This window comes from Streptomyces sp. NPDC053541, assembly GCF_044544705.1.
GTDB lineage: Bacteria > Actinomycetota > Actinomycetes > Streptomycetales > Streptomycetaceae > Streptomyces.
In genome coordinates this window covers 283,895-301,589 of sequence record NZ_JBITXM010000007.1, presented here as the reverse complement: position 1 = coordinate 301,589, position 17,695 = coordinate 283,895, and the positions used below count along the sequence as shown (strand labels likewise).

General features: G+C 69.9%; 11 protein-coding genes. 7 read left to right on the top strand and 4 right to left on the bottom strand.

Features of this window, described 5'->3' with window-relative positions:
• The first annotated feature begins 35 nt into the window (after positions 1-35).
• Entirely contained in the window at positions 36-392 is a 357-nt protein-coding gene (locus tag ACIGW2_RS19885) for a VOC family protein (protein ID WP_391653487.1), read from the top strand.
• Between the two features lie 96 nt (positions 393-488).
• Positions 489-2,018: a UDP-N-acetylglucosamine 1-carboxyvinyltransferase gene (locus ACIGW2_RS19880; RefSeq protein ID WP_356068320.1), complete on the top strand. Its 1,530-nt coding sequence runs from the start codon at positions 489-491 to the stop codon at positions 2,016-2,018.
• A 264-nt stretch (positions 2,019-2,282) separates the two neighbouring features.
• On the opposite strand, the gene ACIGW2_RS19875 is transcribed toward ACIGW2_RS19880, so the two are convergent.
• Positions 2,283-3,536: an McrC family protein gene (locus ACIGW2_RS19875; RefSeq protein ID WP_399844740.1), complete on the bottom strand. Its 1,254-nt coding sequence runs from the start codon at positions 3,534-3,536 to the stop codon at positions 2,283-2,285.
• The gene (locus ACIGW2_RS19870; protein ID WP_399844738.1) at positions 3,533-5,386 is read right to left on the bottom strand and encodes a DUF4357 domain-containing protein; all 1,854 of its coding nucleotides are present in this window, start codon (positions 5,384-5,386) and stop codon (positions 3,533-3,535) included. Before ACIGW2_RS19870 ends, ACIGW2_RS19875 begins: the two co-directional genes overlap by 4 nt.
• A gap of 187 nt (positions 5,387-5,573) precedes the next feature.
• On the opposite strand from ACIGW2_RS19870, the gene ACIGW2_RS19865 reads away from it, so the two are divergent.
• From ACIGW2_RS19865 to ACIGW2_RS19850, 4 genes are all read left to right on the top strand, one after another.
• Positions 5,574-6,263, top strand: coding sequence for a hypothetical protein (locus ACIGW2_RS19865; RefSeq protein ID WP_399844736.1), 690 nt, complete (start codon positions 5,574-5,576; stop codon positions 6,261-6,263).
• 107 nt (positions 6,264-6,370) lie between these two features.
• Entirely contained in the window at positions 6,371-7,681 is a 1,311-nt protein-coding gene (locus ACIGW2_RS19860) for a protein kinase (protein ID WP_399844734.1), read from the top strand.
• Between the two features lie 83 nt (positions 7,682-7,764).
• Complete coding sequence (locus ACIGW2_RS19855) at positions 7,765-10,731, top strand: DEAD/DEAH box helicase (RefSeq protein ID WP_399844732.1); 2,967 nt, start codon at positions 7,765-7,767, stop codon at positions 10,729-10,731.
• A 13-nt stretch (positions 10,732-10,744) separates the two neighbouring features.
• On the top strand, positions 10,745-15,934 hold the full coding sequence (locus ACIGW2_RS19850; RefSeq protein ID WP_399844730.1) for a class I SAM-dependent DNA methyltransferase: 5,190 nt from the start codon (positions 10,745-10,747) through the stop codon (positions 15,932-15,934).
• Between the two features lie 54 nt (positions 15,935-15,988).
• On the opposite strand, the gene ACIGW2_RS19845 is transcribed toward ACIGW2_RS19850, so the two are convergent.
• Together ACIGW2_RS19845 and ACIGW2_RS19840 are read right to left on the bottom strand one after the other, a co-directional pair.
• Positions 15,989-16,192: a DUF397 domain-containing protein gene (locus ACIGW2_RS19845; RefSeq protein ID WP_399844728.1), complete on the bottom strand. Its 204-nt coding sequence runs from the start codon at positions 16,190-16,192 to the stop codon at positions 15,989-15,991.
• The gene (locus ACIGW2_RS19840) at positions 16,189-17,049 is read right to left on the bottom strand and encodes a helix-turn-helix domain-containing protein (RefSeq protein ID WP_399844920.1); all 861 of its coding nucleotides are present in this window, start codon (positions 17,047-17,049) and stop codon (positions 16,189-16,191) included. Before ACIGW2_RS19840 ends, ACIGW2_RS19845 begins: the two co-directional genes overlap by 4 nt.
• A 149-nt stretch (positions 17,050-17,198) precedes the next feature.
• On the opposite strand from ACIGW2_RS19840, the gene ACIGW2_RS19835 reads away from it, so the two are divergent.
• Positions 17,199-17,639 (top strand): ATP-binding protein, encoded by a 441-nt coding sequence (locus tag ACIGW2_RS19835; protein WP_399844726.1) that lies wholly within the window; start codon positions 17,199-17,201, stop codon positions 17,637-17,639.
• Positions 17,640-17,695 lie beyond the last annotated feature (56 nt).

Below are 17,695 nucleotides of genomic sequence, written 5' to 3'. Positions count from 1 at the left end.
TTGCCGGGGCGGGGCCGGGGGCGGAGGCTCGGAGCATGTTCAGCGGCGCGCACGTCATCCTCTACACCCGGGACGCGGAGGCCGACCGGGCCTTCCTCAGGGACGTCGTCGGCTTCCCCCACGTGGACGCCGGGCGGGGGTGGCTGGTCTTCCGGCTGCCGCCGGCCGAGGTCGCGGTGCACCCGACCGAGGGTGAGCCGAAGCACGAGGTCTATCTGATGTGCGAGGACCTCACCCGTACCCTCAGCGAGCTGGAGGACCGGGGCGCCGAGATCTCACGGGCCATCACCGAGCAGTCCTGGGGGCTGCTCGCGGCGGTGCGGCTGCCGAGCGGGACCGAGCTGCCGCTCTACGAGCCGCGACACCCCACGGCGCTCGATCTCCCCGACTAGACCGAAACGGTCATATAGCCTCATAAATAACGACACGTCACCCGAATGCCGCACCCCGGTGATCGACACATCTCATATCTGAGATAACGTGACGCCATGGCAGACGACTACCTCGTACGCATCGGCAAGCTCATCCGTGACGCGCGGCAGCACCGCGGCTGGACCCAGACGCAGCTCGCCGAGGCCCTGGCCACCAGCCAGAGCGCCGTCAACCGGATCGAACGCGGCAACCAGAACATCAGCCTTGAGATGATCGCCCGCATCGGCGAAGCCCTCGACAGCGAGATCGTCTCCCTCGGCTACGCCGGCCCGATGCACCTGCGCGTCGTCGGCCGCCGCCGGCTCTCCGGCTCGATCGACGTCAAGACCAGCAAGAACGCCTGTGTCGCGCTGCTCTGCGCCTCGCTGCTCAACAAGGGCCGCACGGTGCTGCGCCGGGTGGCGCGGATCGAGGAGGTCTTCCGCCTCCTGGAGGTCCTCAACTCCATCGGCGTCCGCACCCGTTGGATCAACGAGGGCGTGGACCTGGAGATCGTGCCGCCGGCCGAGCTGGAGATGGAGTCCATCGACGCCGAGGCCGCCATCCGCACCCGCTCCATCATCATGTTCCTCGGCCCGCTGCTGCACCGCCTGGACCGCTTCAAGCTCCCGTACGCGGGTGGCTGCGACCTCGGTACGCGCACGATCGAGCCGCACATGATCGCGCTGCGCCGCTTCGGCCTCGACATCACCGCCACCGAGGGCCTCTACCACGCCCGGGTCGAGCGCTCGGTGGCCCCGGACCGCCCGATCGTGCTGACCGAGCGCGGCGACACGGTGACCGAGAACGCCCTGCTCGCCGCCGCCCGCCACGACGGCGTCACCGTCATCCGCAACGCCTCCTCCAACTACATGGTCCAGGACCTGTGCTTCTTCCTGGAGGCCCTGGGCGTGCGGGTGGAGGGCATCGGCACCACGACCCTGACGGTGCACGGCATCCCCGACATCGACGTCGACGTCGACTACTCCCCCTCCGAGGACCCGGTCGAGGCGATGAGCCTGCTCGCCGCCGCCGTGGTCACGGAGTCGGAGCTGACGATCCGCCGGGTCCCGATCGAGTTCATGGAGATCGAGCTCGCGGTCCTGGAGGAGATGGGCCTCGACCACGACCGCTCGGCCGAGTACCCGGCCGACAACGGCCGCACCCGCCTGGTCGACCTGACGGTCCGCCCCTCCAAGCTGGAGGCGCCGATCGACAAGATCCACCCGATGCCCTTCCCGGGCCTCAACATCGACAACGTCCCCTTCTTCGCGGCGATCGCGGCCACGGCCCAGGGCAAGACCCTGATCCACGACTGGGTCTACGACAACCGCGCCATCTACCTCACCGACCTCAACCGCCTCGGCGGCCGCCTCCAGCTCCTCGACCCCCACCGCGTCCTCGTCGAGGGCCCCACCCGCTGGCGCGCCGCCGAGATGATGTGCCCCCCGGCCCTCCGCCCGGCGGTGGTCGTCCTGCTGGCGATGATGGCGGCGGAGGGCACGTCGGTGCTGCGGAACGTGTACGTCATCAACCGCGGCTACGAGGACCTGGCGGAGCGGCTGAACTCGGTGGGGGCGCAGATCGAGATCTTCCGGGACATCTGAGCAGCCTCAGATACAACGCCGCTAATCCCCTCCTGACCCTGCATGTATGCGAGCCAGGAGGGGATTCGTCGGTGCCTGTGGGACTTGTCTGGGACTTTGGGTCGGGACCGGGAGACTACCGGCCCCGGAGCCTGGGGGACGGTTGGTCGGTGCTCTATGTGATTCGTCATCGGAATCATGTGGAGCAGCCACCCCATCGGAGAAGACCCGTACAACGAGCTGTCTCCAACTCGGGGTGCTCAGCCGTGCGTCCCATGCACCGGCTCAGGTATTCGAGGAACTCCCAGAGGGCGCGCTGCCCTGACGCGACATTGCTGAGCCGTGAAGCATGCGCCGAGCCAGCGCGTCGATCTCGGCAAGCAACCCCGCGGGCTGCTGTTCCAAGTCAATGGCGTGCTGGTGGAGGACTGTACCGGCATGTCGCACACGGTGACTGATGTTTGGGGCGTTGCCCTTCGCGTACACCAGGTGCCCCTCCGGCAGCCCCAGGGCCGTGCAGTAGGCCAGCATTTGGTACAGGTCCTCATTCGGAAAGCCGCGTTTTCTGCGGGCCTTGTACTTGGCGTCCGCGACGATCAGTGGGGTGCCGGACTCTCCGTACCAGACGAAATCGGGTCGCAGGCGGATCGCATCCCCTTCGTCCATGTGGATGTTCCGGGCCTGGAGGACACTTCTGCCACCGTAGGGGCGCATGGCCTCCCGTAGTGCCGTACAGATGAAGTCCTCGTAGATGCCGTTCATGTCGAACAGGAATCCGTTCATGCGTAGCTGCCCGGGCAGGTGCTCGGCCGACCCTCCCCTCAGCACCGCCTCGGAGAGGTGGAGTGCCGGGTGATAGCGGGTGTTGAGCCGCGTCGGATACCAAGCGGGTGGTGTCTGCCCCCGGGTGAGCGGTGTGATGTCCACCAGCCGGGACCGCTGGTGCATCAGGCGCGTACGTACGGTCCGGGGGACACCGGGGAGGCGCAGGAGGCGGTCGACGGACGTACGGAGGATGCGGTTCTCGGCGATGTCCGTAGTGAATTCGTCGTACGTCACCTCCGCGGGCACGGGCATGCCGAATCGGCGGCGGATCTGTTCGGACTCGCGGAGCCGGCCGCGTATGACGGGGGACGACTTCTCGGCCGTCCGGTAGCCCTGGAGCAGGCCCTGCCGCAGTGCGCGGTCGATCTGGCGCTCGACGGCGTGCGCGAACGCCGGGAGGAGGTCGTCGTGCGCGGCCAGGTCCACGATGCCGTCCCGCCAGCCCAGGGGGTCGCTGCTGTAGCCGAGCAGGAAGAGGAGACGGGCGATCGGCACCTTGGGGGTGATCCGCATCGTCATGCCTTCGCCCCCTGGGGCGGTGACTGTGACGGCGCCTACCTTGCTGCCGGCGCGCAGTCGCCAGGCGCCCGGGTCGTAGGGATCCGGACCTGCCTCTTCCAGGATCCTGGAGGCGGCAAGTGCGCGCCCCACGGCGTCGGGGAGCCGGACCGAGCGCGCGGGTCCGTGTTCGACGAGCGGGACGTCGGTGGTCACTGCGCGTCGGTCCCGTCGCCCGGTTCGGGCGAGGTGGTGCGTGACGCGAGCGCCCTGCGGAGTGCCGGCAGGCCGTAGCGGCCCTCGATGTCCACGCCTTCGCCGTAGTGGTGCTCCTCCAGGAGCGGAAGGATCTTGGTCCGCCAGGTCCGTTCGAGTCCGCCCTCGCGGTAGACGCCGGGCTTCATCAGGTACGACGGTCCGATCTTGAAGTCGGGGCCGTCGATGCGGGCGTTGAGGGCGTCGAGCAGGTCCGCGGGTTCGGCGTCCTTCTCCTTGGCCTCCAGCCAGGAACGCAGCAGCCCTCGGGTCGGATCGATGCGCGGGGACAGCTCGACGAACGCGAAGCGCCGGCGCATCGCCGCGTCGACGAGGGCGATCGAGCGGTCGGCCGTGTTCATGGTGCCGATGACGAAGAGGTTGCGGGGCAGGAAGAAGTCCTCGTCCGAGTAGGTCAGCCGCACCGACAGGTCGCGGTATTCGAGGAGGAAGTACAGCTCGCCGAAGACCTTGGCGAGGTTGGCCCGGTTGATCTCGTCGATGACCAGGAAGTGCGGGATATGCCGGTTGCCCTCCCTGCGGGCCAGCTCGGCGAACTCCCGCAGCGGGCCGGCCGTGAGCCGGAAGGCGACCTCGCGCGTACCGGGGTCCTCGCGGGGGCGGAAGCCCTCGAAGAAGTCCTCGTAGGAGTACGACGGGTGGAACTGGACCAGCTCGACCTGCTCCCGTCCGCCGCCGAAGAACTCGGCGAGTTTCTGCGCGAGGAAAGTCTTGCCCGTCCCGGGAGGGCCGTAGAAGATCAGCTGTTTCTCGTCGTGGAGCAGCTGCCTGATCTCCCGCAGCCATTCGAGGTGGTGCACGTGGAGTTCCTTCCGCAGCTCCTCGGTGGGCTCTGGCAGCTCCACGTCGCGGCGGGCGGTGACGGCCAGGGGCTCGGCGCTGGTCCCGGTGCCGTCGGCCAGGGCCTCCTCCACGAGTTCCTCGTCGCTGACCCCGAGGCCGTCGACGACGGCCTTGACGGTGGTGAGGTCGACCACGTCGTGGCGCGACGAGAGCTTCTGGCGCAGTTCCTGCGGCAGTTCGTCCAAGGGGAAGCCGTCGCCTCCCCAGTCCACGGGGCGCCAGAGGACGCGGCTTCCGTCGTCGGCGACGACGTGCTCGACGTTGCCCGTGATCTTCCCGGTGTGGAGCCGGCCGTCGGAGAGTGCGCACACTGTGTCGCCGGGCCGCATCCGGGAGAGGAAGGCGTGCAGCTCCTCGACGAGCTGCGGCTTCTCGGTGTACGTCGCCGTCGACCCGTAGTCCTCATCGACGAAGGTGCGCAGCTGTTCCTTGCTGATGCCCTGGGTGGCGGCGGGGCGCAGGTGGGCGGCGATCAGGGACACCCTGCCGTCGGGGAGCCACGCGCGCCGGAACAGGTCGGGGCCGGCCGAGTGCGGCCCCCGCACCAGCCAGGCGCGGCTCGGACCCGACCACACCTGGCCGAGGAAGTCGGCGAGCGGCCGGCCGTCCTCGGTCTTCCACTCCATCCACCCGTTGCTGCTGCGGCCAAGGAGGATCTCCCCCGCCGCGGAGGGCGAGTTGCACTCCACGTCCTCGACCACTTCGAGCCAGCCCGGCCACGTGGACGTTTCGCGTATCACCCCGTCCGCGATGAGCCGTTCGCGCAGGCGGTACGAGGAAGGCGTCTTCTCCGGGAACGACGGGACGACGTCGGGTCGCGCCGGGGAGCCCGCGAGCACCACCATCTTCTGGCTGCCGTTGGTCCCGCTCTCGGTCAGCAGCCGACCCCTGGCCGTGGGCCCGCCGTACGGCAGGCGCAGCTGGAACTCCGGGTACGAATCGAGCATCGGTGTCCTTGGGTCGGAGGGTACGGCCGGGTGCATTGTGGGGCGCTCGTGATCCACTTCGGCGTCGCTTCGCGTATTTCCGGCCAACTCCGACGCCTCGGCCGGCACAGATCCGGCCGCGCGTTGCCCTGCGCGGCGGCCGGCGTCCATGATCGGGAGCGGAACACCGGCACGGCGAGGGGGAACGGTGGGCACCGGAACGACGAGCGGGCCGACCAGGCAGCGGCACACCGAGGACCTGCCGGCGGCGCTGTCCATGACGTCCGCGCAGCTCGCCCAGGCGGTCGGCCGGTTCGACGGCGACACCACGGCCATGGTGACGGCCGCCATCCGCGCGGCCGAGCGCGCCTTCGAGGAGCTCGACGTCTGCTACGAGGTCATCGACGACGCGTCGGCCACGGCCCAGGCGATCGCCACCCGGCTGGGCGCCCTCCTCGCGGCGGAGGACGAGCCGGGCGTCGGCCGGGAGCTGGACGCCCTGGACGCGGTCTCCGCCCGCGTCCGCGGCACGGACCGGGCCCGGGAGCTGCTGCACCGTGTCCTCGGACGGGAGGAGGCCGCCGAGCGCGCCCTGCCGGCCGTGCGCCGTCTCACCGGGGCGTACCTGCCTGCTCTCCCTTCCGCGTACGCGGACGACGGGGGTTTCGACGACCTGATGGCCATCGCCGCCCGCGAGGAGGAGCTGGCGCCACGGCTGCGTGAGGCGCACGCCGAGCGCCTGCGCGAGGTGGCCGCGCACCTCGTCCACGTGGTGGAGCAGGTCGCGGCCGTGGGTTTCGCCGACGAGGCCTTCGCCCGGGAATCGGCGCACGAGGCGCGCCGGGCCCACGAACTGTGGGTCCGGTGCCTCGCGGAGCGCAGGCGCGACCTCGGATAGCCGGCCGCGTCCGCACCCGTACGGCACCGGTCTCCGGCCGGATACCGTGTGCGGTGCGACCGGACACGTCAGCTCCGTCCTCCCGCTCACGAGCAGAAAGGCCCCTCGTGCACATCGCTCCCCTCAGCCCTCACGACCCCGTCGAGCTGGGCGGCTACGAGCTGCTCGGCCGCATCGGGCACGGTGGCATGGGGCAGGTGTACCTGGGCGAGTCACCCGGTGGGGAGCCCGCAGCCGTGAAGGTGATCAAGCCGTCGGTCGTGGACTCCGAGACCCGGCAGCGCTTCGCCCAGGAAGTGGAGATCCTCAAGACGATCTGGGGTGCGCGGATCGCGGCGCTGCTCGACGCCGACGCGGAGGCCGATCCGCCGTGGCTGGCCACCGAGTACATCGAGGGCCCCGACCTGAGCCGGCACGTGGCCCTGCACGGCCCGCTTCCCTCGCTGCTCGCCGCCTCCCTCGGGGCGACGCTCGCCGAAGCGCTCGCCACGGTGCACAAGCAGGGTCTGCTGCACCGTGACCTGAAGCCCGCGAACGTGCTGCTCGGCCCCAACGGGCCGAAGATCATCGACTTCGGGCTCGCGGTGTTCGCCGAGTCGAGCGTGTCCCTGACCGCGCCCAACACCGTGGTCGGCACCCCGGCCTGCATGGCGCCCGAACAGGCGCGGGGCGACCGGCCGCTGACCCCCGCGGTCGACGTGCACGCGCTCGGCGCCGTGATGCTGTTCGCCGTCTCAGGGCACCTCCCGTACCAGGCCGCGAACATCCACGTCCTCTTCCACCAGGTCACCGACCCGGAAACAGCTCCCGACCTGTCGGGGGTCCCCGACGAGCTGGTGCCCCTGCTGACGGCGATGCTCGCGCACCGGGCGGAGGACCGGCCGGCGCTGAGCGACGTCGTCCAGCAGTGCCGGTCGGTCATCGAGGCGCAGGGCTTCAAGGTCGCCCAGGCGCGGCGCCGGCTCACGACGCACACGGCGGCTCCCTCGCATCTGCTCGACAGCCTGCCGCCGACGGTCGCCCTCCCGCTGCCGCCCACCGTCCCGGCGGCTCCGGCAGTCCCCGGGACGAACACGTCGCCGGCGACAGGGCCGACCGTGATGCTCTCCCCTGACGCCGTGGTGCTCCCCCCGGACGCCACCCCGCCGACCGACCCCGCGCCTGACATCGACGAGCAGGTCGCCCCCGAGCCGACCCCTACGCTCGTCGACCGTCCCACGCCGCGGTCCGGAACCGCCGCGCCCTCGTCCGCGCCCGCCGCTCCGCAACCCTCCACGGACGCGGACAGCCCGTCGTCCACGCCGCCGGCCACTCCCCGCGCTCCCCGCGGCCGCTCCGGGCAGCGGCTCCCTTCCGCCCAGGCCCGGATCACCGCACAGCGGCTCCGCGAGGTGTACGCGGCCCAGGCCGCGTTCTGACACCGGCGGGCTCCCGATGCCGGCGGACCCGCGATACTGAGGGGCCTGCCACCACCGTCACGCAACACCACAGGAGGACACGGGTGACCGCCGTCCAGACCAGCCCCGAGCAGCACGGCGACGCGTCGGACGCGGCGGGGCAGGAGCAGTTCCCGGCAGGCGCGCAGGTGCTCGTACGCGACGAGGTGTGGCTGGTCAGGAACGCGGTGCCGACCGCCGACGACGGCACCCGGGTCGAGGTGGTCGGGGTGTCCGACTTCGTACGGGACCAGGAGGCCGTGTTCTTCACCGGCCTGGACACCGTCGAGCTCATCGACCCGCGCGACACCCGGCTGATCGCGGACGACTCCCCCACCTACCGGCGCTCCCGGTTGTTCCTGGAGGCCGTGCTGCGCCGCACGGCCCTGCCCCAGTCCGAGCGGCGGCTCGCGCTCGCCGACTCCTTCCTCCTTGACCCGCTCCCCTACCAGCGCCGCCCCGCCGAGCTCGCGCTCTCCGGCGCCAATCTGCGCCCCCGGCTGCTGATCGCGGACGTGGTGGGCCTGGGCAAGACGCTGGAGATCGGCCTGACGCTCGCCGAGCTCATCCGGCGCGGCCGGGGCGAGCGCATCCTCGTCGTCACGCCCCAGCACGTCCTGGAGCAGTTCCAGCACGAGCTGTGGACGCGGTTCGCCATTCCGCTGGTCCGCCTGGACTCGGTGGGCATCGAGCGGATCCAGCGCGAGATCCCCGCAGGGCGGAACCCGTTCACCTTCTTCAAGCGCGTGATCGTCTCCATCGACACGCTGAAGAACACCGACCAGTACCGCCACCACCTGGAGCAGATCCGCTGGGACGCGGTCGTCATCGACGAGTCGCACAACCTGATCAACCGCGGCTCCCTGCGCAACCAGCTCGCCCAGACCCTGGCTCCGCGCACCGACGCCCTGATCCTCGCCTCCGCCACGCCGCACAACGGCGACGCGAGGTCGTTCGCCGAGCTGATCGCCCTGCTGGACCCGGCGGCGATCCGCGACCCGGAGAACTACCGGGCCGAGGACATCGAGCACCTCTTCATCCGCCGTACGAAGGTCAGCACCGAGGTCCGCGAGCAGATGAAGGGCCAGTGGGCGGACCGCGGACCGTCCCAGGCCGTGCACTGCCCGGCCACCCCGGCCGAGGAGCGGATCTTCGAGGAGCTGGCGGCGGTCTGGCTGCCGCGCGACGGCAGCCCGTCCGTGAGCTCCGTCCCGCTTTTCCCGTACACCCTGCTCAAGTCCTTCCTCTCGTCGCACGCGGCGCTCAAGGCCACCGTGAGCGCCCGGATCAAGACCCTGGAGAAGAAGGACGACCTCCGCGCCACGGAGGCGGAGCTCGCTGCCCTGCGCCGGCTCGCGGAACTGATCGCCGACCTGACGGAGGCGGACTCGGCGAAGTTCGCCGCGCTGGTGGAGCAGCTGAAGGGCATCGGCGTCGGTCCGTCCTCCGACACCCGCGTCGTGGTCTTCTCGGAGCGCGTCCAGACGCTGGAGTGGCTGGCGACCGTCCTGCCCGCCGCCCTCGGCTTCCGGGGCCGGACCGCGAAGGACTGCCTGCGCGTGATGCACGGCGGTCTCTCCGACGAGCAGCAGATGCGGGTCGTGGAGGAGTTCGGGCTGGCCGGCGCCCCGGTACGGATCCTGCTGACGGGCGACGTGGCCTCCGAGGGCGTCAACCTGCACCGCCAGTGCCACCAGCTGGTCCACTACGACGTTCCGTGGTCGCTGATCCGCATCGAGCAGCGCAACGGCCGCATCGACCGCTACGGGCAGGCCCAGCCGCCGCAGTTCCGCGCCCTGATCCTCACCAGTGGCACCGAGGGCGCGAAGGACGACACCCTGGTCTCCGAGCGGCTCCTGGAGCGCGAGGACCAGGCGCACCGTTCGCTCGGCACGGCGGAGGCCGTCACCGGCCTCTACCGCGCGGAGGCCGAGGAGAAGTCGCTCATCCAGGATCTGCTGCGCGGCAGGACCGTGGACGAGTCCCTCGACGGGCGCCGGTCCGGCGAGGACGCCGGCACGGATGCCATGGACGACTTCCTGGCGGACTTCTTCGGCTCGGTCGGGGACGAGCCGCAGGCGGAGGACGGAACCGCCGCCGAGGAGTCCGCCCCCGAGGCGGCGGCCGGAGGCGCTGCCGGCGCGGGTACGGGCGAGGGCACGGGCTCCGTCCTCCCCCGTCTCTTCGACTCGACCGCACACTTCCTGGACGAGGCGCTGCGCGAGGTGTACCCGGACGCCCGGGACCGCCTGGACCTCGACCGTGACGAGCAGTCGGGCCTGCTGTCCTTCCGTCCCCCGGCCGACCTCCTCCACCGCCTCAAGGCGCTGCCGGTGGACTACCTGCGCGAACAGCGGCTGCGCGAGCGGCTGTTGGTCACCTTCAACCGGCGGCTCGCCCAGCACTCGCTCCAGCGGGCCCGCGAGGCGGGTTCCACCTCCAGCTGGCCGGAGATCTCGCTGCTGACCGACCTGCACCCGGTCGTCGAGTGGCTGACGGACAAGGTCCTCGTCCGGCTCGGGCGCCAGGAGGCGCCGATGATCACGGCCGAGGTGGCGGAGCCCACCTATCTCGTCCAGGGCGTGTACTCGAACGCCCTGGGCCGGCCGACGGTCGTCAAGTGGATGGGCGTGACGCGCAGCGGGGCCGTGGACGACGACATGGTGTCGCTGCTGCGCCGCTCCGGGGTCGGCCCGACGATGGCGAACAAGCTCCGCCACCGGGACCCCGCCCCGCTGGCCGCCGCCATCCCCTCCGTACTGGAGGCCGCCGAGGCCTTCATGGAGCGGCACCGGGACGCCTGGGACCGGCCGCTGCGCGAGTCGATCGAGCGCCACAAGCTGCGGCTCGGCGACTGGGAGCAGCCCACGCTGGCGGGCGAGCACACCAAGCGGCGGCTCACCGACCTCGCCGACGACCTGCTGACCACCGGGCAGCGCCCGATGCTGCGCGTCCTCGCGGTGCTGCTGCCCGACCCCGACGCACCACCGGCCGCGTCCGCACCCCTGCCCGCCACGCCCGCCGCCCTCTGAGAGAGCCACTGTCATGACGTACGACTCCCTGGTCAACCGCGGCGACTACTTCTCGGCCCACTACCTCGCCGAGGTGCTGCCCAAGGACCTCAGGACGGGCCTGCTCCAGACCTGGAAGGAGCGGGAGGAGGCCGCCAAGCCCCCGACCGGGACGGGCGACGCCGGGGCGGCGCCCTCCGAGGGGCCCGACATCCTGCGCGAGGACACCAAACGGGCCCTGCCCGTCACTCCGCGGGCCGGTCTCCGGGCACTGCGCCGCGACTACTTCCGGGCCCGCTCGTTCTTCGCCCTCCCCGAGGACGCCGAGGGCGCCGCCCCCACGCCTGACACCGGCGACGACGCGCTGACGTACGACGCCCCCGCCTGGCGGGAGCGGGTCCACGCCCTGAACGCCGAGGTACTGCACGCACTGGGCTACGACGCGAAGCCCGGCAGCCTCACCGTCTGGCGGGCGGGCCAGAGCCATGAAATCACCGTCGCGCACGCCGAGAAAGGCCTCGTCGCCGTCGACTGCGGCTGGGCCGCCGAGGCGGACGCCGCCCTGGACCCTGACGGTCCGGGCCGCCTTCTCGACCCCGTCGTCCTCGACGGCTCGAACAGCCTGACCACCGGCTCCAAGCTGGCCTCGTTCCTGTTCGCCTGCGACGAGGCCCCGCGCTATGTCCTGCTGCTCGTCGGCGGAGTCGTCGTCCTCGCCGACCGGATGGCGTGGGGCGAGGGCCGCTACCTCGCCGTCTCCCTCGACATCGCGCTCCAGCGCAACGACATCCGCCCGGGCGGCGAACTCGACACCGTCGCCGCGCTGTTCGGCGCCGACTCGCTCCGCACTCCCGAGGAGGGCGGCGAAAACCCGCTCGCCGAGCTCGTCGGCAAGTCCACCAAGCACGCGGTGGGCGTCTCCAGCGAGCTGCGCGACGGCCTGCGGCTGAGCGTCGAGCTGATCGCCAACGAGGTCCTGGAACGCCTCCGCGAGCAGGGCGTACGCCCCCAGGACATCGGCGAACTCCCCGAACTCGGCCGCCAGCTGACCCGCGAGTCGCTGCGCTACCTCTACCGCATCCTGTTCCTGCTGTACGCCGAGGCCCGCCCCGAGCTGGGCATCCTGCCGTCCGACTATCCGGAGTACCAGCTCGGCTACGGCCTCGGCCGGCTGGGCGAACTCGTCGCGGAGCGCGATCTCGTCGACGAGAAGTCCCGCCGCGGCTTCTACCTGTACGAGTCCCTCGACCTGCTGTTCCGCAAGGTCCAGGACGGCTACCGGCCGCGCCGCACCCACGGCGAGGCGGCAGAGCCGGCGGAGACCGCCGACGCGGTCGGCGCCATCGGAGCGAAGGCCAGTGAGGACCTGGGCCTGCGCTTCGAGCCCCTGCACTCCACGCTCTTCGAGCGGGACTCGATCAAGCTGATCGGCGCGGACGCCGTCGTCGACCCCCGGCACGACGCCGACGAGGCCCTCGCCCGCGGCGAGCGCGTCCGCTACCTCGACACCCGGCTCCGCAACGCCACCCTGTACGAGGTCCTGCACAAGCTCATGCTCACCAAGGGCAAGAAGGGCGAGCGCGGCGGCTTCATCTCGTACGCCCAGCTGGGCATCAACCAGCTCGGCGCCGTGTACGAGGGCCTGATGTCGTACTCCGGCTTCATCGCCGGCGAGGAGCTGTACGAGGTCGCCAAGGGCGGCGACCCGAAGGACGGCTCCTGGCTGGTGCCCAAGTCCAAGGCGGACGAGTACCCCGACACGGTCTTCGTCCGGCGGCCGGACCGCGACACGGGCGAGGAGCTGCGCGTCCGGTACGCCCCCGGCTCATTCGTCTACCGGCTCTCCGGCCGCGACCGCCAGACCTCGGCCTCCTACTACACTCCGGAGTCCCTCACCAAGGTCACCGTGCAGCTCGCCCTCCAGCACCGCCTGGACCAGGACGGCACGGTCAACGAGGCACGCGAGCTGCTCGACTGGAAGATCTGCGAACCGGCCCTCGGTTCAGGTGCGTTCCTCAACGAGGCCATCAACCAGGTCGCCGCCGAGTACCTGCGGCGCCGGCAGAAGGAGCTCGGCCGCTCCATCGACACCGAGCAGTACGCCGTCGAGCTCCAGAAGGCCAAGGCGTACATCGCCCTCCACAACTCGTACGGCGTCGACCTCAACGAGACCGCCGTCGAGCTGGCCGAGGTCTCCCTCTGGCTCAACACGATGCACCCCGGCATGGAGGCCCCCTGGTTCGGACTCCACCTGCGGCGCGGCAACTCCCTCATCGGCGGCCGGCGCGAGGTGTACGGCCCGGAACGCCTCAAGAAGGGCGGCTGGCTCGGCACCACCCCGGAGCGCTACCCGCTCGCCGACGCGCAGGCGGGCGTCCCGCTGCCGGAGGGCGCGGTGCACCACTTCCTGCTCCCGGCGAAGGAGTGGGGCGCGGTCGCCGCCGAGAAGGAGGCAAAGGCGCTGGCGCCGGAGGCCGCGAAGGCGCTCGGCGCGTGGCGCAAGGCGGTCACCAAGTCCCCGACGGCCAAGCAGACGGCCCGCTTGCAGGGCCTCGCCCGGCGCGCGGAGTACCTGTGGGACCTGGTCGTGCAGCGGCTGACGATCTCCGAGCGGGAGATCTCGCGGCGCGTGGACGTCTGGGAGGCGGAGCCGGAGTGGCTGCGCCGACCGAAGGAGGCCGTGCCCCGGGAGAAGGTGCTGGCCGACCTGACGGCGGTGGACACCCCGTACTGGCGCCTGAAGAAGCTCATGGACACGTGGTGCGCGCTGTGGTTCTGGCCGGTGCAGGAGGCGGGGCTGCTGGACGGAACCGACGCGCGGTACGAGCGGGCGGAGGTCGTGCCCGCGCCGCAGGGCGGGGCTGCTGCGGAGTCCGGGGCGTCGGACGTGATCCGTACGTACGAGGAGGTCGACCTCCTCGGGAACGTCACGGTGAAGGAGGTCAGGCGCGGCGACATCGACAAGCGCAGGAAGGGCACGCGCAAGGGCGAGCAGTCCTTCGCGGGTCAGCGCCGCGAGGTCATCCCCCTGGCGAACCTGGACGACTGGCTGGACTTCGCGGAGGCGCTGCTGGGCACGCACGACGTGCCGGCGGAGTCGCTGGTGGCGTCGTTCGACTCGCTCGACGCGCTGGAGCGGTACGAGGACGAGCTGCCGGACTGGATGGGCATGGACCGCTCGTACTGGCTGGAGGGGCGGTTCCCTTGGGTGGGGGTTGCGGGGGATGTGGCCAAGCGGCAGGGGTTCTTCCATTGGGAGTTGGAGTTCGCCCAGGTCTTTGGAAGGCGGGGCGGATTTGATCTTCAGGTGGGTAATCCGCCGTGGGTGCGGCCGCGGTGGGAAGAGGACATTGTTCTTGCGGAGCTGGAACCGTGGTTTGTCTTGGCCGACAAGCCCAGCGCTGCGGAGTGGAGGCTACGTAAGGACGAAACTCTGATCTCCGGAGAACGCGGACGGGGCTACTTGCTTGGTGAACTGGCCTCCCATGCTGGAGCTGTAGGCGTGCTTAGCAGCCCAGTCACCTACCCGCTTCTTGTCGGCACCCAAGGGGATCTGTATCGGGCCTTCATGACACAAGTGTGGCGACACATTGCGGTAAACGGCAGCTCAGGGATGCTTCACCCGGATACACACTTCGGCGGGGTGAAGGAGGGACGAATCCGAGCTGCGGCGTATCGCCATCTTCGGGTGCACGCACACTTCGTAAACTCAGCCAACTGGGCTTTCGAAGATCTTGACCGCGGGTGGGAGTTTGGAGTACACATCTACGGCACTCCGCAGACACCCGACTTCTTGCACGTCAGCGAGCTACGCGACGCTGACGTGCTACCCAACTCCCTCACCCATGACGGCCAAGGCGAGGCACCAGGCATCAAGCACAACGGCTCATGGGACATCCGACCGCACGCCGAGCGAGTGGTGCATGTGAATTCCAGCCTGTTGGCCAGCTGGCAAAGGCTGACGGGCTCAACAGGCAGCACCGCAGAGGCGCCCTTGCTCTACCCGGTACTGCAAGGCGAACAGGGAGCGATCCAATCGCTGGCTTCCTACGGTGCCCATCTCGGGGATTCTCAGCCTCCCATCACGCGCGGGTTTGATGAGGCCAACGCGAAGAAGGACGGCCTAATTCGCTGGGAGAACAAGGCTGTCCAAAATTTGTCCGACGTCATCCTTCAGGGGCCACACTTTGCCGCCGCACTTCCCTTCTCGAAACAGCCCCGAATCCCCTGCCGAAGCAACCGGGACTGGGACCTGGCCACTCCGATGGATCTTCCTTCTTCCTACGTCCCCGTAACCAACTACGTTCGGGCCACCGACGAGAAGACGTACCTTGCGGCCCAGGACTCATGGAGCGGAGAGCCGTCCACCTCCTACTTCCGTTTGGCCTGGCGGAGGATGATTCCCTTCAACAGCAGTCGCTGCCTACATGCTGCACTCATCCCGCCGGGCCCGGCGCATGTTAATACAATCCAGTCCACAGCCCTGGAAAGCAACCACTCGACAGCGCTGAACGCTGGCTTCTGGGCTTCGCTTCCTGTCGACTACCTGCTGCGTATCACTGGCCGTTCCGACCTTCATATCGCCGAGGCTCGGAAGATGCCCGCTCCCGACTCAGAACAGCATCCTCTCGCCCCTGCTCTACTCCTCCGAACCCTCCGCCTCAACGCTCTTACGAGCCACTACGCCCCCCTCTGGCACGAGCTGTTCGACCCCCGTTGGGCGGGCTATGAGGACTGGGCCAACCCCAACTGGCCGGCGCTGGCGCCCCTCGCTGCTGGTCTGAAGCCCGCCTGGGAGTACACCACCCCGCTCCGCACCGAATACGAACGGCGTGCTGCGCTCGTCGAGCTGGATGCCCTCGTCTCCGTGTGGCTCGGCATCACCGCCGACCAGCTTGTCGCGATCTTCAAGTCGCGCTACCCGCAGCTGCACGACTACGAGGCGAAGACCTGGTTCGACGCCAACGGTCGGAAGATCGCGGAGAACTTCAACACCTACGGCCACGGCCAGACCAAGCAGGATTGGCTCGACTTCGAAGCCCACCTCGCCGAGCCCGCCAACACCCCGCCTCCCGCCGGCTACGTCGGGCCCTTCTACAAGGCCGACCGTGAAGCCGAGATGCGGGCCGCGCACGCGCACTTCCAGGCGCGGCTGGACAAGGAGATCGAGCTCGGGCGTTGGACGCCTCCGGCACGCAAGGCGGCTGGGGAGAACGCAGCGTGACATGCGGGTGCCCCGGACCTCTTCGAAGAGGTCCGGGGCACCCGGCTTGCGCCGCTACCGGCTTGTGAAGCCGACGAACGCAGTCCAGGCAGATGCGTTGACCACCAGCCCGGAGCGGGTCGTGTCCTTGGAGTCGCGCACGTGGACGCTGCTCGCGCATGCAGCTACCTCGACGCAGTCACCACCGTCCCCGGCGCTGTAGCTGCTTTTGAACCAGGCAAGTCCCTCGTTGCCATGCTCCGACTGCTTCACGATCATCCGTCTCCCAGCAACTTCTCGATCAGAGCCTGCGACTCCCGTGGGGTGAGAGCCTGAGCACGCAGCGTCCCATACGTGGCTTCTAACCCTCGCACCCTGCCCCGCTCTGTGTGTAGGCGGCTGTCGCTCTGGACCTCCGTGTAGGCGATCCTCCGCCCGTCCTTCAGCTCCATCAAGGTGAACGGTCCCGCCAGTCCAGCGTGTTCCTCACGGTCGAGCGGCATCACCTGCACATCAACGTTGCGCGCCTGGCTGATCAGCAGAATCTGTTCCAGTTGGCCTCGCCAGACATTCCGGCCCCCAAGGCGCTTATGCAAGGCGGCCTCTTCGATCACGAAGCTCATGTGAGGGTGCGGGCGCCTGGTGAAGATCGCCTGGCGGGCCAATCGGGCAGCGATCCGCTGCTCAATGATCTCGTCATCCAACAGAGGACGCCACATCTTGAACACAGCGCGGGCGTAGTCCTCCGTCTGCATGAGGCCCTTCACCAGATGGGCGTCGTAGGCATGGAGCTCAACCGCCTCCGCCTCCAACTTCGCCGCGTCCCGGAAGAACGCCGGATACTGCGCCCTCCCCACCTCCTCCTTCATCTCCTTCAAGACCTCGCCCGCGTCCAGCAGCTCGTCCGCCTGGTCGATGAAGCGAGGCGGCGGGGCCCTCCGCCCCTGTTCGTACGCCGCGATCGTCGACGCCGAGTACCCCAGCCGCGCGCCGAACTCCGCCCGCTCCACACCGGCCCGTACCCGGAACCGTTTCAACTGGCGGCCGAAGACGCGCAGGATGCCCGAGCCCGGGTCCGGGGCGGCGGCGTCGCCTGCCGCATCGTCATCGTCTGCCCGCCCGGGGGATTCGTTCATGCCCGCCATCACCTCCACCGGCCAACGCCGCTCCGCGTCGGCCGTCACGCTCCGCGCCGCATACAGGCACCGACACCGCGCCTACCGCTGCCCCCTGTACGCGCGTCGGGCCTTACTCAGCGTAAGCGGCAGGCGCCAGCCTGTGTCCCATGAACAGCGAAACTTCCCCCGTATCCACCGCCCTTGAGTTCGCGATGCGCTTCACGTCCTCCTCACGCGGCGCCCGCCTCGCCCGGCGGCTCGTCTCCCACCGTCTGGACAGCTGGGGGCACCCGTACACCTCAACCGCCAACGAGACGATGACGCTGATCGCCGCCGAGCTCACCGGCAACGCCGTGCGTCACGGGCACGTCTCCGGACGAGACTTCCACCTCCGGCTCACCGACTCGGCGGACACCCTGCGTATCGAGGTCACCGACACCCGCACCGAGCGCGTACCGCTGCTGTCCTCCCACGAGCCGCCCGGCGACGCCGAATCGGGGCGGGGGCTGCTGGTCGTGGCGCGGCTGGCGAGTCGGTGGGCGGTGGCGCCGCGCGTGGGCGCCCCGGGGAAGACCGTGTGGGCCGAGGTGTGCCTTTCACGCCAATGACCAGCGGGTTTTCGGAAATTCGCCGACGGTCTGTCCGTGCGTGCCGCTAGGGTCGT

Excerpts from the sequence above, each read along its gene's own strand:
- ACIGW2_RS19850 (WP_399844730.1), top strand. The coding sequence starts at position 10,745 with ATGACGTACGACTCCCTGGTCAACCGCGGCGACTACTTCTCGGCCCAC.
- ACIGW2_RS19840 (WP_399844920.1), bottom strand. The coding sequence starts at position 17,049 with ATGAACGAATCCCCCGGGCGGGCAGACGATGACGATGCGGCAGGCGAC.
- ACIGW2_RS19845 (WP_399844728.1), bottom strand. The coding sequence starts at position 16,192 with ATGATCGTGAAGCAGTCGGAGCATGGCAACGAGGGACTTGCCTGGTTC.
- ACIGW2_RS19880 (WP_356068320.1), top strand. The coding sequence starts at position 489 with ATGGCAGACGACTACCTCGTACGCATCGGCAAGCTCATCCGTGACGCG.
- ACIGW2_RS19870 (WP_399844738.1), bottom strand. The coding sequence starts at position 5,386 with ATGCTCGATTCGTACCCGGAGTTCCAGCTGCGCCTGCCGTACGGCGGG.
- ACIGW2_RS19835 (WP_399844726.1), top strand. The coding sequence starts at position 17,199 with ATGAACAGCGAAACTTCCCCCGTATCCACCGCCCTTGAGTTCGCGATG.
- ACIGW2_RS19885 (WP_391653487.1), top strand. The coding sequence starts at position 36 with ATGTTCAGCGGCGCGCACGTCATCCTCTACACCCGGGACGCGGAGGCC.